This is a genomic window from Algoriphagus sp., from assembly GCF_046296635.1.
Lineage (GTDB): Bacteria > Bacteroidota > Bacteroidia > Cytophagales > Cyclobacteriaceae > Algoriphagus.
Map to the genome: position 1 here is coordinate 136,624 of NZ_JBKBKZ010000005.1, position 16,968 is coordinate 153,591.

Here is a 16,968-nt window from a genome sequence, read left to right on the forward strand (position 1 = left end):
GTGGGTCTTTCACTTTGGAATCTAATTTAGCTCTCCTTTTTTCCTCCTAGTTCATTTCTTAGATTAGTCAAGTAATCTTTTAAAGTTTTTCCCTGCTCAGATTCCGAGAAGCTCAACCCTTTGATCAAAGTATCCAAATGCTCCTCTTCTGCCCTTCTATCTGAGGTACTTCCTGCCTTCACCCAAACTTCAGAATAGGATTTCTTTAAGCTAACCCAAGCAGCTTTACCGGGCTTTTTATCAAGAAGGATTTTTGACAATAAAATATTTGTATCAGTCACCAAATCCCAGTAGTCTTTCTTCTCTTGGGGTTTAGATTTTATCAGCATTTCTAACTCATCGATCACTTTTCCAAACTTAACAGCAGGTTTACCTTCAAAGGGAAATACTTGATCTGATAGAAGTTCATATATCCTTGCCAGTTGGACTGCATTGTTGATAGGATAGGCTGATTTGAACCTGGATATTTTAGCAGCTTCAAAATAGGCATTGGATGCAAGGGCCAAGATTTGGGCAAATTCTTCCTTATTCCCAGCTTTTAACAGCATCAGTTTTCGCTTATAAGCACTTCCTAACAGACTATATCGCTCGGCGGTCTTGCTCAAAGCCAATAAACTTTCTAGTTTACAAATCGCCTGATCCACACCCTCAACTGCCTCATTCCGTTTGCCTGGCACCTTGGAGTATTCTTCCACCCAATATTTGCAGGTGATATTGCAATATTGCTCCACAGCGCGAAGAGAAAATCCTGCCTTCTCCAACTTGATCAAATTTTCATAGAGTTCGATTGCTTTCTGATAATTACCAAGTTTATTGTAAACCTCCGCTTTGTATTCCAGAATTTTATCACTGGAAAGATTGGATTGCTTCATTGCTTCTTCGAGAATCAGAAGTTTTTTGATTGCATCCTCATTACTTAGATTTTTTGATTCCAAGGAATAAATCATATTAAACAACTCCAATTCGATTTCCTCCAAGAGATAGAATTTTTGGCTTGATCTCGAAGAAGTAGCCATTCCGTCCAACTTGAAGAATGGATCTCCATAGCATTGATATGCTCCCCATGTATTGGTTCGACCCTTATAGCGTTCAAAAATCAGCTTTCGAGCTGATTTGGTCGCCTCTCCGAATGGAACTCCACTTAGGAGACATGCATAAAATTTCTCACAAAAATCAACCGCTGCGGCATCATCGATCGCCCATCCTGCCACTATCACAGCCTTGACGCCAATTTCAATCAACTGAGTTCCGATATTCGCTGCCAGTCGATTTTTATTTTGATTTTCTTCCTCAGCTTGGCTATCCATCTGTCCCAGGTAGCAGCAATTGACAAAGACGAACTCAGGAACTTTACTCATCTGAGCGATATCACTGGTAGTTAGGAAATTACCATTTCCTATCACCATACCACTCTCATGCTCATCGCTAGGGCTAAAAACCCCATGTCCTGCCAAGTGTATGATTTTATAGTTTTGAGTGAAGAGTTTCAGGATGATATCAGGCGCAGTGCTTTTTATTAGACTTTGGGTTTCAAAACCTTGGACTTTCAGCATTTCAGCTACTAAAATTGCTTCTTTCTGGGCACCTTTGAGCTGTGGCATAAAACCTTTCAAATCTGGATCACCCACAACCAAAGCCCTCTTTTCCATCACATTGCTGACATTCCGTCTGAAATCCGTAGTAGCCAGTTGCCTTACCATTCCCGAGTGAATACAAAGCGGCATTCCATTTAGATCCTCCTGCAGCATTTCCCATGGGAAATTCGCTGTTCGCTTGTCCAATACCCAGGTAATGTTTGTTTGCCGTTTCAGATCTTCTTTGAATCCATAAGGAATCAATAACTCAAACATTGTCTTGGCTATTTCCGGTGCGTATTGGTTCTTATGAGTCATTTGCTCCAAAAGCGTTTCGATGTTTTTAACATTTGCCCGGAGTGGTAATTCATTCTCCTTTGCCCCATTGGTGGCAATAGCCATGAGTATCTTTTTTGCCCGATCTTTATTTTCAGGTCTGTCTTTTTCTTCCGTGACCTTGATACGGGTCCACCAATCTGCCGTGTTGTCAAAAGGAATACGAGAAAGGCGACCAACCTTTTTGGCCAGGGAAAGGTTGGGAACGCTGATATTGAATTCCCTGCTTTCGTCCTGCTCCATGTTTTTTACAGTTCGAAGAATTCCTAACGCTCGATCATGGTAAAGCTCTATGATCTCCACTTCTTCGATGACTTTTACCTTTCCTTTATAGGTCTCTCTAATCCTTCGATTCGCATCCTGAATCCCTGCAATTACCGAACGGATAGAACTGTCGTTAGAAAAACCGCCAAAAGAATTAGCCAGAGCTATCACTGAAATACCCATTACCTCTTTTTCCCCTGAATGATGAGGCTCTAAATTTTTGCTTTGATCTCCCTCATCCTCAATTTCATCGGCTACCTCTCTCACATTGCGAATCGTCAGGTATCTGCTGATTCCTCTTGAGACGGTCGTAGTCAATTGAAAAGGGGTGAGCTCGCCAGGTATTCCCATGCCGACTATCACTGCTCCCTTGAAGTCTCTATCCACATTAGAAACATCTTTGGAAAGGACGATCTGATGTGTCCCGATTGGACCCGGATAAAGCCCCAAATTCAGCAACCGAGTCAGTTCTCCATCCAACTTCCTATCGATGACTTTCTCGGTAGTCAAAATCGCATCAAAGTGAAAATGCCCCGCCAATACCGGATAATCAGAATGAACCAAATCTCCATGGCAAACTTTTACTTGAATTGGAGTCTCGTGATCCCTCAGTTCCCCATCTTCACCAAGACCGAGGAGGGTATTGATGGTATTTTCTTCACTCAGGTCAAAAATCTCCTCTTCTTTTGCAACAAAGCTTTTTTCCTCGCCTCTGATTTTTGGAAGCGCATTTTGCAAGCGACCGGTTTTCCCTTGATTCAAAATATCTTCAATAGCGCCGAAAATCTTGTTTTCTGTTGAGAGGCCTCCATGAGTGACATTGGCATAATAGAAATTATTGCGGTCAATGATCCCTTTTGGAATACCGCTCTCCCAAGTCACACTCTCATCTCCAAGATTGGTTGCATGAAAAATCAGCTGCCTGTCTTTAATCTCCAGATCCGAAATCGTTGATTTCTTTTGACGACTTTGGCCGGCTATGTAGAAGATGTTGTCATAATTGATTTTACTTTCCTGCTTCAGGATCAAATTCTGATATTTTCCAAACTCCCTGAGATCTGTCTCATTGGGAATTGGCCAAGATTCATCGCCGGAAGCTTTGCGAAGTTTCTCCCAAAAGGAGCGATCCGAAAAGTCATGTTTACCGGATTTATTGATGGGAAGTAGGGCCAAGATGCCTGGGAAATTCACAAAAATACTCAGCAGCTGTTTCGGGGAATTCCGAATATCGATTTTTGCCAGAAGTTTGATGATTCCATCCTTCCCGAAAAGCACATAAGGAATCCGGTATGATCCTCCAAGTGGAGATCCCAAGAATAGAATCCTAAATCCAGGACTTGCATTCAACTCCTGATAGGTTTCGGGATGATATAGTAAAAAATCCCGAGTCAACACCCCTCCCATACTGTGCCCAATCATTTTGATCGGCTGGCCCACTTTCAGAAGTTCTTTGACTTTTTGGTTGAGCAGCTCAGCATTTCCTTCCATACTTAGTCTCCAATCAAAAGGAAAAGCTACCACATCATAATTTCTACTCAAGTAGTCTCCCAATTTCTTGTAGGAGGTTTTGATCAAAGAATCCGCATCAATTCCGTCTTTATCACTTGGTCTCAAGCATGCCAAATGACCTAGCAAAAATCGCTTATAATTGATCCAAAGCAGACTATTCTGATCCTTCAAGTTGGAGCCCATGATTCCGGGGAGCATAATCAGGATTGGCTTTTTGCCGCTCACCTCAGTACCATTGTATCTTCCCCCTTCTAGGACTAATCCTCCCCTTTCAGCACCTCTCAGAAAAGTTATCCCATCAGTTCTATTTTTCCCTGAAAATTCCTCGAGATTGCCTGTTAGGCCAATTTGTATGGTTTTCCGGATTCGAGGAGTTTTGAAATAGGTGATATGGTCGATTTTTCCCGTTTCTTCCAAGAATAGGTAAACGTTTCCATCAATTCGTTTGGCTCCAAACTCCATGCTGACTGTATCCACGACCAAGTCATTTTTCCCTCGGAAAAAAAACTTACCAACCAGCACCACCAAGCTCTTGAAAGCGAGACTAAGCTCACTGCTGCCTGCAATCACGATCAACTTCGAATCAATCTCCTTTTCTGTCCCCTGAAAATTCAGCACTTTGATAAATGGAGAATCAGGGTTCATCGACTCTATTCCCGGTAGAACTGTGATATCATCCTTGGTTTCGATAGTGGCTAAAACCAACTCTTTAAGTGAAGTGAAAACTGGATTTGAGACGCCCCCAATAGCACCACCTATCAGATTGATGGTCACATTAAGAAACATATCCATCCGCTTGGAAGCCAAAGTGGTTCCATTTGCGGGGCATGCTACACGAATTACCCGATCGATTTTGAAGGATTTGTTTTTGAGTACTTTCGTGATTTGATTGATCGTCTGTAAGTCGGATTCACGTTCCTCTTTTTCCAGAACTTCCTTTTCTTCAGCACCAAAGCCATCAGAATGCGAAGCAAATCTCGCCAGCAAATCTGCCACAAGCCCTCCCCGAGAATGGGTAATCAAATCCAATTCAATACCATTTGGCAAAACTTCCAAGGCTGCCAGCACATTCTGCAGTGGACTACAGGTCAGTGTTCGATGCTGCAGGGCAAGGAGATTGGTCTCTCCGTAATAATCAACAAGCCTATTCCATTCCTCTGATCCTTTCATCTCGCCGAAAGACCCTAAAGATGAAGATCCTGTGCCATGAATCATCAAAAGGCATTTTTTTGAGGGATCCAATTTGGAAAAATCTGTCTCCGACAAATCAAAATCTCTGGAAACAGAGAGAAAAACAGCGGCTCCCAAATTTTCAAATGATTTTCCTGCAAACTTCAGTGCAGCATTTTCTGCCTTGGTAGCAAGGTTTCTGATTCCCGGGCGTATGACTTTGTTTTTCACAAAAACCTTGGCAGTCTTAATTGCAACTTTCTGAACAAGGCTTCTATCCTGCTCATCAGTCTCAATATCGCCGGACAAATAAATTTCATCCTCATTTCCACTTCGCTTAAGCTCCCTTGAAAAAATCTGCTTGATCGAATCCGTATCTCCCAGCCAAAAAGATTTGTCCTCAAAGTTTAGCTCCAAAATCTCGTCGTCGTTTAATTCCAAGACATGCTCAGGGACATCACCTCGGGTGGCATTTTCAACGGTAAACGTCTTTTGGACATTGAAGAACTCCAATGACTGATCTTCCTGTTTGGAAATTTCTTTTGGGAGCTCTTGGCCCCTTAATCTGATTTTGAAGGTTGACATGGCGTATTTGGTTTTTTAAAAATTCAGTTTGATCAAAAAAACCTGCAATCAAAAAAGCGCTTAAAAAAAGTCAAGGCCTTTGAGAATTACCGGCTAGTTAAAAGACTTATATTCAATTAAATCTAACCAGATAATTAAAAGAATACAAAAAAGGGATCTGAGATATTTTCTTTTTACTCCAGATATTTTCTAAGGAAGTTGAAAAAAATTGGATGGCAGATCCTACTATGATATTCTCACTTCCATTGGGAGAAAAAGTCAATTTAAATTTGACACCTAGCTATTTATTTTCTTTGGAGAAGGGGGATGGAATTGATGAAGGCGTTTTGAAAATAAATCTTGGACTAGCTGTAAATCTTGGAGAAAATTGGACCATCAGGCCTGAAGGTGGACTCCATTACTTTGTGTCAGATTTCGATGGCAAGATTTACAATTTTGGCTTGGGCCTTTCCCGAAACTTGATGAAGAAATAAATAAAAGCCCCCAATAAGTGTTGACTATTTGGGGGCAAATATCTATAATCGTTCCTTTCCGACTTATCTGACCATCACTCGGCTTGAGTTTCCATTCAGCTTCAAAATCCCCCCACTTACTTCACTTTCACCCAAGCTGAAAATCACTTCTTTAAATCCCTCCGGCATTTCAATTTCCACGGATTCTTTACCCACATTATGAACGACGAAAATCTCCTGTCCTCCGGAATTTCTGAAGTAAGCCATTACTGTTTTTGGAAGTTCAGTTTCAGGCAATTTTAGATTTCCCAAGGCCAAAGCCGGATACGAATTCCGAAGTTGAATCAGGTTTTTATAATGGTTGAAATAACTGTTTGGATCGGCTCGTTGTAATTCCAAAGGAACGACTGTTGAATCCTTAGAGTATTTTGCATTGATCCATTTGGTTCGCCCGGTATCCTTTGACTTTTTATCCCAAAGGAATGGCTCTCGGATATGCTCATCCGGTTTAAGCCCAAGCATTCCGATCTCCTCCCCATAATATAAGTAGGGTGCTCCCGGCATCGTCAACAGTATGGCAATGGCTTGTTTGTATTTTGCTGGATCAGAACCCAATTCATTTAGGATCCTAGGTTGATCATGATTGGAAGAAAAAGTCGCATCGATGAAGCTTGGAGTGATCGCCTGATAAAAGTCCAAAACCTCCTTTTGCTTATTCGCCAAAAGCATTCCGTTTTCAGTATTCATAGTTTCCAATAAGGTATAATGGAAATCAAAGTTGAATAGCGCCGGCAACCCAGGAAGATAAGGAGCAACAATTTCCTTTTTGTCATATACCTCTCCAACAAGATAAACATCAGGCTTTATCGCAACCATTTTCTCTCGAAACTCCTTCCAAAACGCATGATTATCAAGCGGTCGATCATCCGGGAAAATGTGCTTAGCAGCATCCAGTCTGAAACCATCTACCCCAACATCCTCCAGCCAGAATCGTCCGATTTCATAGATTTCTTCCCGAACTTTTGGATTGTCAAAATTCAGATCCGGCATTCCTCCCCAGAAAAATCCATAGTAAAAATCCTCTCCCTGTCCAGGATCATGCCATTGGCGGATATTATCCGAGTCGAGTGTGATCGTTTTTTTATTCAAAAAGTCAGCAATCGTATCCTTTTGAGCCCATACATAATAATTTCGGTACGGGTTGTCTCGGCCTGATTTGGCTTCGAGAAACCAAGGGTGATCGCTTCCTGTATGATTGATAATTAAATCAACGACAATTTTGATATCGCGCTTGTGTGCCTCGTCAAGGAGATTTTTGAAATCCTCCATAGTCCCGTAGTCCGGATGAACAGCCTTGTAATCTGTCACATCATACTTATGGTAAGTTGGGGAAGGCATAATCGGCATAAACCAAATTGCATTAGCTCCCAATTCCTTTACATAGTCCAATTTTTGAGTTACCCCGTTGAAATCGCCTATACTGTCTCCATTGGAATCATAGAAAGATTGGACAAAAATCTCATAGGTAATCCCAGCCTGAGGCCAGTAGTTTTTTACTTCCAGATTTTCCTTTTTTTCGCAGGAGGAAAAAACAGCCATTGCCAAAATTGAGGTGGTTAAAAGGGTTCGATTCATAAATAAAGAAATTGAAGACAGAAGATGGGAGACAGAAGACGGGAGAATTAAGAATCTAAAGTTTCAGACTTTTTTTGTTAGTTGATAAGATTAACTATTCATGTTTCTAAATACTTTTTAAAAGAAAAAGCCACCAAATTTTAGTGACTTTTCCAGCATTATTTTAGAAGTTGTGAATTTTTGTTTTCAATAGAATTCTCGATTATCTAATTGAAAACTGTTTACATTATGTTTCACTTACTTCGGTCTCCGGTCTTCGGACTTCCATCTCTAGGACAGGCTAGAACTTTTTTTCTGGAATGACAGCACCAAGCTATCAATTCAAAGATCAATTTCTACCCACAGCATTCAGCATGTCAAAAGCCAGCTCGAGACGCTTTACAAAGTTCTCTTCGCCCTTTCTCAACCAATTACGTGGATCATAATATTTCTTATTTGGACTATCAGGTCCATCAGGACTTCCCAATTGAGTCTGTAAATACCCTTCATTTTTCTTGTAGAAATTCAGGATGCCTTCCCACATGGCCCACTGCATATCGGTATCGATATTCATCTTGATCGAACCGTAACTGTTTGCTTCTCTGATTTCTTCCACTGAGGAGCCTGATCCACCGTGAAATACAAAGTTCAAGGGCTTACCTGTTGTTCCGTATTTCTTATTGATGAAATCTTGGGAATTTTTCAAAATGACTGGTTTCAGGCTCACGTTTCCAGGCTTGTAGACACCGTGCACGTTTCCAAAAGCGGCAGCAACAGTGAACAAATCACCGATTTCTTTTAAATGCTCATAAGCATAAGCCACTTCCTCAGGCTGCGTGTAAAGCTTAGAAGAATCGATGTCAGAATTATCTACACCATCTTCTTCGCCACCAGTTACACCAAGCTCAATTTCTATTGCCATATCCAGCTTCGCAAATTCCTTGAAGTATTTGCAGGAGATTTCTACGTTTTCATGAAGTGGCTCTTCGGACAGATCCAGCATATGCGAACTATAAAGCGGTCTTTTGTGGGTAGCAAAATATGCTTTCCCAGCTTCAAGCAATCCATCGATCCAAGGCAACAGCTTCAAGGCTGCGTGATCCGTATGCAAAATCACAGGAACACCATAAGCTTCCGCCATTTGATGTACGTGATGTGCACCTGAGATACCTCCTGCGATACTAGCTTGCTGCTTGTCATTTGGAAGGCTTTTACCTGCAAAAAATTGTGCCCCTCCGTTCGAAAATTGAATAATGACAGGTGAGTTTACTTTTTTGGCTGTTTCCAGCACGGCATTCACCGAATTGGATCCGATAACGTTTACAGCTGGATACGCGAATTCATTTTCCTTAGCGTAGGCATACATGTCACGAAGCTCGTTTCCGTATTTTACCCCTGGTTTAAATTTCATAGTATTATAATTTGTTTTAAGTGGTCAGATAGGATGCCTAGGAAATCTCCCGTTGTGAGAAGCTTTCTTTTGTGCATTTCATAATCTGAATTAGGTTTGATTATTTCTTAATGAAGCGCTTGTGCAGCACTCGTTTCGTATCGAAAGCCTCAAAGATATAAATCCCTGCCTTAATTCCACTTAGATCAAAATCTAAAATCTGCTCTCCCCTCTCAGTTTGCCCATCAAAAACTACCCTGCCCGCCATGTCCACCACTCGATAATTGGCCTGAATCATGTCTCGAGGCAGCTCAACTGTTAATTTGGTAAATGCCGGGACAGGATATACATTGAAATTCCCACTCGGTATGATCTCCGGAATTGAAGTCACAAAATCCTGCTGCAAGATTCCCTGAGTCGGAGTAGGAAGTTTCTTGCTGGTATAGAGCACAAATTCATTTGGACGGAAATTCATGGTCAGTGTAGTACCAACCACTGTCAGTTCTGCTCCGGTAAAATAGTTGTACCATTTTCCAGCTCTAGGAAAAGACACGGAAGCATTTCCGGCGGTACTTAGGCCAAAATTACCATGCATGACCACATCCATCTCGGGATGTTCCAGGATAATCGATTTGATTCCCCCGCTTAGATTTAAGGTGGTTTTTTCAGGAGAATTGAAAGCTTTGTGGTCTTTTTTCAGCTTAATCATTTCCTGATAAAGTTTGAAAAGACGGAGACGTTCAGGAATATTCAAGTAGTCCCATTTAGTAGGTTTGATACCAAGACGATCATTATTTAGCTCTTGATCGTAACCTAATTCTCCAAATTGCCAGATCATTTTAGGTCCCGGAACTCCAAAGTAAAAAGCTGTCAAAAGCTGGTTTCGATTGACGGCATCTTCCAGATTTTTGAGATTCAATGGGGAAGTAGCTCCATGTGTCAATGTTTCCCACATCACTCGTTCTTCATCATGGGATTCTTGGTAGGCGATCAGATGATTATTATTCCAGCCTCTTGTCTTATAAGATGCGTTATCAAAATTCTTGTTTTGACCTTTTGCCATGTCGCGAAAGTCAAAGTTCAAGTTACCCCAAAGCATCATTCCGTGATCGGCGAGCTCTTTCTCCTCGGTATTGGCGGAAAAATGCTCCAAAATCACATAGGCATCCGGATGATTTGCTTTGATTCGGTCATAGATGTGCTTCCATATTTTGATTCTGGAGGCATCGAATTGAGACCATTGGTTGACATTGTCTCCTGTATTTACCTGAGTGAATCCTTTCGATAGGTCAAACCGAAAGCCATCCACCTTGTACTCTGTCAACCAGTAATTATTGACCGAATCCACAAATGCTTTGGTGTAGGGACTTTCATGGTTGAAATCATAGCCCACGTTGAATGGATGCTTTGCTACTCTGTTGAACCAGGGATTATCCAGAGTGGGAGCACCATAATCACCGTCATTATACAGTCTAACCATCGGGTTCTGACCAAAGGCATGATTTAACACCATATCCAAAATGATCATGATTCCCTTGCCATGTGCCTTGTCAATCAGGCGCTTCAGGTCATTTTTTGTACCGTAATATTTGTCGGGAGCGAAGAAAAAAGAAGGATTATAACCCCAAGATAAATTCCCTTCAAATTCACCTATTGGCATTAATTCGATTGCATTAACACCCAAATCTTTGAGGTAATCCAGGCGATCAATCACCGCATTGTAAGTTCTTTTTTCATCAAAATCCCTAACTAACAGCTCATAAACGACAAGTTCCTCGGGTTTTGGCTTTTGATAAGAAAGATTTTTCCATGGATATGGATCTTGAGAAGTTTGGAGATATGTGGCCTGAAATTCCGTCTTTCCGGCAGGATATGGCTTCAATCCAGGATATCGATTTTGGTCTATGATTTCTTTATCATGGAATGGATCAGATGTTTTCTCAGCATAAGGATCTCCGATTCGAATTGACCCGTCTACTAGATATTGAAAAATATACTCCTGTTTTGGAATTAGATTTGAAATTTTTAACCAGAATACTTCCTTATCAGGCGTTCTTTTTAATTGAAATTCCGGCAGAACCTTCCAATCATTAAAGTCGCCAATCGCATGTACGATACTTTTCCCGGGTGCATGTAGGGCCAAAATAACCTCCGAACCCGATAAATAATTGATCCCCAATTTCGCACCTGCAGGTAATGATGCTGTTTCAGAAGGTGCAAAAACAATGATACTTAAGCTTTGAAAATCTTCCTCTGCCCCTTTTTTCGCCTTGGCCATCAGTGTGAAATTTCCAGGCTGCGTAGCAGTGAATTTGAAGGTAATTTCCTGTGAGTTTAGGGCTTCGGCTACTTTCACACCATCTAACTCCAGACTTAAATCAGCTACCTCTGTTGAGGCGGCTTTGAATTCATAGCTTTCTCCTATTTCCAATGAAACCGAACCGGCCGACTGGGGTGCGGTAAAAGCAATATCAAATCCCTGGGCAAGAGTTACAAAAAAGTCACCATTAGAGGTGTCCTTTCCTTCTTTCGTTCCGTCTCCATTTCTAAAGACGATTCCCAGTCGATGGATTGTCAGGTTGTTGGGATTTTGAAAAAACGTATTTGGGGTGAGTTCAAACGTGTAAATATTCGCCTGACCGTCTAATTTGGTCATTTTTGCGGCTGGATTGGTAGTTGCCCATTGAAAAGGCACGATGGTCCATGTGGTCGAAGTAGGCCCTCCTGTAACTGCCCCGATATGTATGTACACATCGCAATTGCAGTCCTTCAGCCCTGCGGTTCCCTTGGTAGCATCGTAAATGATTTTAACACTTGAAGCTGCACTGGGTACCGCTGGTTCTGTAGTAATCTGCGCAAAACCCGAAAAATTGAGGCAAAACAGAAAAACCAAGCTAAGGAGTTGGGATGATTTTTTAAACATAACAGGAGTAAATCAAAACGAATAACCGGTTTTCCGGATTGAATCCAGAAAACCGGTTCTATTTATAAAATTAGAAACCTCAGGCCGATTAATTCTTTACCAAAGTATAAGTAACAGCACCAGCTGGATCAAAAGAAAGCGTAATGGTATAATTGCCGGCTGCGGCAACAGGAATATTTGCACCTCCTGCGGTCAGTGCTCCATTGCTACCACCGAAGTTGAAGTCCCAGTTATTATTGGCTCTGAATTTTAGCTCTCCTGCTTTGAGGTTGGTGGTTATTTTTAGCGAGTTGGTCACCTTATCAAATACATCCATTGGCGTATCAGCATCCCATCCACCTGGAGTGGCATCACCTACGATACCCCATCTTTTTACAGCCCCAATTGTATAGGTCTTGGCAGTCAAGTTCACATTGATTTCATAAGTCCCATCAGCCGCTACCTTGATGTTATCTCCATCTGGATCAAGTGTCTTATTTGCACCGGTATCACCATAGTTTACGTCCCAATTAGGTCCTTCCGTCAATTTGAATTCTCTGGAGCCTCCAAGAATATGGACAAAGCCTTTGAAATTTTTATCAAAATTTTCTGAAAAGAGGACTGTTTTGGGATTAGCTGGGTCCCAGCCTTGGTAGTCACCAGGCACATACATCAGTGGCATAGGAACTGTAGCATCATAAGGCGTCACAGACAATGTCGTAACCTCTCCAATAATAGGTAAAAGTGCAAGATTAATAGAGGCTACCACCCGGAACTGGACATTTGCAGCTTTTGCGAAAGGCAGTCCCTTCGCCAACAAAGCATCATTCAGTTCTTTTACATTCACTTTCACAATATTTGACTCAGTCTCTGCTCCCAATTTGACCGGAGCGGCAAAATTTGAGTTGGGAAGGTCCATTTGCAGCTGATATTTCACAGTACCAGTGGCCCCAAAATCAGCCGCTGTCACAGTGAATTCAATATCAGTTTTATCTGCGTCGTCTTTTTTCAAAATAACTGAGGCTCCTGCTGCCGGGCTGGAAATGTTCGAGCTAGTCTGAGGAATGATTGGAGGCATTTCATAAGCCTCACATGCCCAAAGGAGAGGAATTAAGGCTGCTGCCCAGCCGATTTGTCGAAATACTTTCATAGAAATTTGGGTTTTAAATTGATTTTATTAATTGTTGGAATAATTAAATTTTTTCACTTAAAATTACAATTCATAAGAATAATATTTATGTAAAACAAAAGTGATATCCTTATGCGAATCAAAACATAAGACAGGAAATGTTTCTGCACAAGAACCCAAAAGCTATTTCAAATGGAAAAATTAGTGCACACGTTTGCGGTGACGTTTGCATTGATAAACTTTTTTTTACTTTTAATTATTTAATTTTTAATATCTTGAAAAACTGTTCCAAAAACGATTGCGCCAACTCAAAAGAGGGTATTTTAGCACAGTTGAAATAAATTCTGGGTATAGTATAATTTTATGAAGCTTGATCAAGTCACTATAAAAGATATCGCGAGGGAACTCAATGTCTCCTCCTCCACTGTTTCAAGAGCTTTGAAAGACTACCCCGGTATAAGCGATGAAACCAAAAAGAAAGTACGGGAACTCGCAGATAAAATGAACTACCGCCCCAATGCGATCGCACTTTCGCTACAAAAAGGCCGATCCTCAACTATTGGAGTTATCATACCTGAGGTTGTCCATTTCTTTTTTTCCACAGTCATCAGTGGAATAGAGGAAGTGGCGTATGCGAGAGGTTATAAAGTGATCTTGACCCAAACTAATGAAAATCTGGAACGCGAAAAATCCAGTATTGACACCATGCTATCAAATCAGATTGATGGTGTATTAGTGAGCTTTTCCAAAGAAACTACGAATTTTGATCATTTTAGCACCTTGTTGAACAAAGGTTTCCCTATTGTCTTTTTTGATCGAGTTCCTGAAATCAACAATGCAATTACAGTCACAGTCAATGACCATAGTGGAGCCTATGAAGCTACGACACATCTTCTCAAGCAAGGGTATCGGAAGATTGTTCACTTGTCCGGCCCTGCCAATCTCAACATCTCCCGCGAAAGAGCGAGAGGATATACAGATGCCTTATTGAATCATGGTTTTACGCCCGACCCTTCATTTATTGTGGAATGTACCCGAGGAACTGATGATGAGGCACAAAAAATCACCAGCGAAATCCTAAAAACATTTCCCACACGACCCGATGCATTTTTTGCCAATAATGACATGGCGGCTGTAGGTGCAATGTTGGCTTGTAAGGCGGCTGGACTTCGAGTCCCAGAGGACGTGGGAATCGTCGGATTCAGTAATTGGCAGTTTTGCTCAATGATCGACCCAAGCCTTTCTTCTGTGTCACAACCCGGATTCAATATGGGAGCCAAAGCAACCGAAATTCTATTGGATTTAATCGAAAAAAAGATTCAACTCGATGAGTTTAACAATTCTGTAGTACTTGAAACAGAACTCCTCATCAGAAAATCTTCAGTTCGCTAAAAAATTAAAAAATTCTTGATTTTTTTATGTGACAAAATGCAAACGATTGAATAGGCCTCATTTTTCTAAAATAAGGATTCTTAGCCCAGAAGTGGAAAAAAGGTGATGTCCCTAGCACCTCTTGCAGATTTTTATTTTGGGTTTCCTAATTAATTTAGCGCAGTTCTTTTTCAAATTTTCAACGCAAAAATTCATGAGTAGTCAAACTTCGGCTTCTAAACTATCTCGCAACTCAGCACGCCATAGCAGTTTTGGAGCCATCCAAGAATGGTGTAAAACCACTTCTGGTTTTGAAGGCTATAGTGAATTAGGCCACTTCCGGATTTCAGTTTACGAATCCGGTATCATCCGAATACAGGCAAGCAAATATGATGACTTTGAAGTAAATCCCTATTCGGTAATTAATGGGCCACAGGAAGTTGACTTTTCACTCTTGGAAAAAGGAGGTCAACTTCAACTCACCACCTCACTGATCAAGTTAAATTTAGATTTGAACAGCTTCAATCTTTCTTTTTATAATGCGGATGATAGCCTGCTCAATGCTGATGATTCTCTTGGGATTTCCTGGATTGGCTCTGAAGTAACTGCTTACAAGCAAGTTCAAAAAAATGAAAAATTCATCGGTTTAGGAGAAAAAACCGGGAATCTTGACCGATTTGGACGTGCCTATACCAACTGGAATACAGACTATTTTGGTTACGGTATTGGTGATGACCCACTTTATATGAGTATCCCATTTTATATCGGTGTCCATGAAAAAGGGTCCTATGGGATTTACTTGGACAACACCCATAAAACAGTCTTCAACTTTGGCGCATCAACCAATCGTTTTGTTTACTTCAGTGCAGAAGATGGAGATTTGGATTATTATTTCATTTATCAGCCCACTGTCTCAGAAATCATCAGCGCATATACCTCGCTTACCGGGCGGATGCAGATGCCCCCAAAGTGGGCCTTGGGTTTTCAACAATGCCGCTATTCCTACTATCCTGACTCTGAAGTCTACACCGTTGCACAGACATTTCGTGACAAAAAAATTCCTGCTGATGTGATTTATTTGGATATCCATCATATGGAAGGATATAAGGTTTTCACATTTGATGGGGAGAAATTTTCTGATCCGAAGACAATGATCACACGGCTAAAAGAAAAAGGCTTCAAAGTCGTAGTAATTATGGATCCGGGAATTAAAACCCAGAGAGGTTATTTGCCATATGACGAAGGATTAGAAAAAGATCTTCTTGTAAAATACCCAGACGGAAAAACCTATGAAGGACAAGTTTGGCCGGGTTGGTGCGCCTTCCCTGATTTCACAAAAGAAGAAACTCGATCTTGGTGGGCCGAAAAAATGGCTTTTTATACCGATGCAGGAGTAGATGGATTTTGGACAGATATGAATGAGCCCGCTTCTTGGGGACAGTTCACACCAAATCTAATCGAATTTGAGTACGAGGGAGAAAAGGCTTCACATCGAAAAGCTCGAAACATCTATGGCATGCAGATGGCCCGAAGTGCTCAGGAAGGATCTACGTTTCAAAACCCTGATAAAAGACCCTTTGTGTTGACTCGCTCTGGGTTTGCAGGAATCCAACGCTTTGCAGCTGCTTGGACTGGAGACAATGTGGCCTCTGAAGAGCACATGCTCGCCGGTGTCCGACTGGTCAATAGTCTTGGATTGAGTGGGGTTTCTTTTGCAGGATATGACGTGGGAGGATTTGCAGGTGAGGCGACTCAGTCCTTGTTTGCTCGATGGATGAGTATTGGGGCTTTTTCCCCTTTCTATCGAGCTCATTCGATGATCAATAGCAATGATGCTGAGCCCTGGGCTTTTGGAGAAGAGGTTGAAGAAATCAGCCGAAATTATATCAAACTGAGATATAGGCTATTACCCACCATTTATAGCAAGTTCTATTCAAGCAGTATTTCAGGACTTCCTATTTCCGAAAGTTTGGCAATCCAATATCCTCAGGATGAAAATATCTACCTGACAGCCTTCCAAAACGAATATCTTTTTTGCGATGCATTATTGATTGCACCTGTGGAAAGCACTAAAGAAATTACCAAAGTCTATCTTCCGGAGGGTGATTGGTATTACCTCTTTTCAGATCAAAAACATTCTGGAAACTATGTCATCTATCAGGATTGTCCCTTGAATTATCTCCCTGTCTATGTCAAAGCAGGGCAAATTTTCATCCTACAATCTGATGTGTCGCATACCGGTGATCAAAGAGATGGAATCCTGAGAATCCATGTATATATGGGTAAATCCGGTTCGGAATTCACTCATTATGAAGATGCCGGAGATGGTCTTGAATATCAATCCGGTGGTTATTTTAAACGAATTATCACCTATAATCCAGAATTTGAGTCATTAAAATTTGCACAAGCTGAAGGGAGTTATTCTGGGGATTTCGAGAAGATTAAGATCTACTTTCATGGATTCTCAACGGAGTCGGTAAGCATTGGAGGAAAAATTCATTCTCTTAAAACTGAGGACTATGCGTTCCTGGGAAAATTGACTGAATTTGATCCACTTCCGGAAAACGAACACCCTTATTTTGAAATCAAAAACCTTCCTTATCTAGAGTTGGAGCACATGAAAGAAGCCTTTGAAATCAAAGATCTCGCCTAATCTGCTTTTAAAATAACCC

8 protein-coding genes are annotated in these 16,968 nt (G+C 41.2%); 3 read left to right on the forward strand and 5 right to left on the reverse strand.

Annotated elements, in window-relative coordinates; genetic code table 11:
- Positions 1 to 26 precede the first annotated feature (26 nt).
- Positions 27 to 5,438 (reverse strand): CHAT domain-containing protein, encoded by a 5,412-nt coding sequence (locus ACK4HU_RS05825; protein WP_409804203.1) that lies wholly within the window; start codon positions 5,436 to 5,438, stop codon positions 27 to 29.
- A 212-nt stretch (positions 5,439 to 5,650) separates the two neighbouring features.
- Here ACK4HU_RS05825 and ACK4HU_RS05830 point away from each other — a divergent pair, with 212 nt between their 5' ends.
- Positions 5,651 to 5,911, forward strand: coding sequence for a hypothetical protein (locus ACK4HU_RS05830; RefSeq protein ID WP_409804205.1), 261 nt, complete (start codon positions 5,651 to 5,653; stop codon positions 5,909 to 5,911).
- A 63-nt stretch (positions 5,912 to 5,974) separates the two neighbouring features.
- Here ACK4HU_RS05830 and ACK4HU_RS05835 read toward each other — a convergent pair whose 3' ends face one another.
- The 4 genes from ACK4HU_RS05835 to ACK4HU_RS05850 all read right to left on the reverse strand — a co-directional run bounded on the left by ACK4HU_RS05835 (position 5,975) and on the right by ACK4HU_RS05850 (position 12,946).
- Positions 5,975 to 7,525 carry an alpha-amylase family glycosyl hydrolase gene (locus ACK4HU_RS05835; protein ID WP_409804207.1) on the reverse strand — a complete coding sequence of 517 codons (1,551 nt, stop codon included), beginning with the start codon at positions 7,523 to 7,525 and terminating at the stop codon, positions 5,975 to 5,977.
- A 328-nt stretch (positions 7,526 to 7,853) separates the two neighbouring features.
- On the reverse strand, positions 7,854 to 8,915 hold the full coding sequence (gene fbaA / locus ACK4HU_RS05840) for a class II fructose-bisphosphate aldolase (protein WP_409804209.1): 1,062 nt from the start codon (positions 8,913 to 8,915) through the stop codon (positions 7,854 to 7,856).
- 100 nt (positions 8,916 to 9,015) lie between these two features.
- A complete protein-coding gene (locus ACK4HU_RS05845; protein ID WP_409804211.1) occupies positions 9,016 to 11,817 on the reverse strand; it encodes an alpha-amylase family glycosyl hydrolase in 2,802 nt (933 codons plus the stop codon).
- A gap of 88 nt (positions 11,818 to 11,905) precedes the next feature.
- Positions 11,906 to 12,946, reverse strand: a complete 1,041-nt coding sequence (locus ACK4HU_RS05850) for a SusE domain-containing protein (protein WP_409804213.1) — start codon at positions 12,944 to 12,946, stop codon at positions 11,906 to 11,908.
- Between the two features lie 342 nt (positions 12,947 to 13,288).
- Here ACK4HU_RS05850 and ACK4HU_RS05855 point away from each other — a divergent pair, with 342 nt between their 5' ends.
- On the forward strand, positions 13,289 to 14,317 hold the full coding sequence (locus ACK4HU_RS05855; RefSeq protein ID WP_409804215.1) for a LacI family DNA-binding transcriptional regulator: 1,029 nt from the start codon (positions 13,289 to 13,291) through the stop codon (positions 14,315 to 14,317).
- A gap of 193 nt (positions 14,318 to 14,510) precedes the next feature.
- Positions 14,511 to 16,949 (forward strand): TIM-barrel domain-containing protein, encoded by a 2,439-nt coding sequence (locus tag ACK4HU_RS05860; RefSeq protein ID WP_409804217.1) that lies wholly within the window; start codon positions 14,511 to 14,513, stop codon positions 16,947 to 16,949.
- Positions 16,950 to 16,968: the final 19 nt, after the last annotated feature.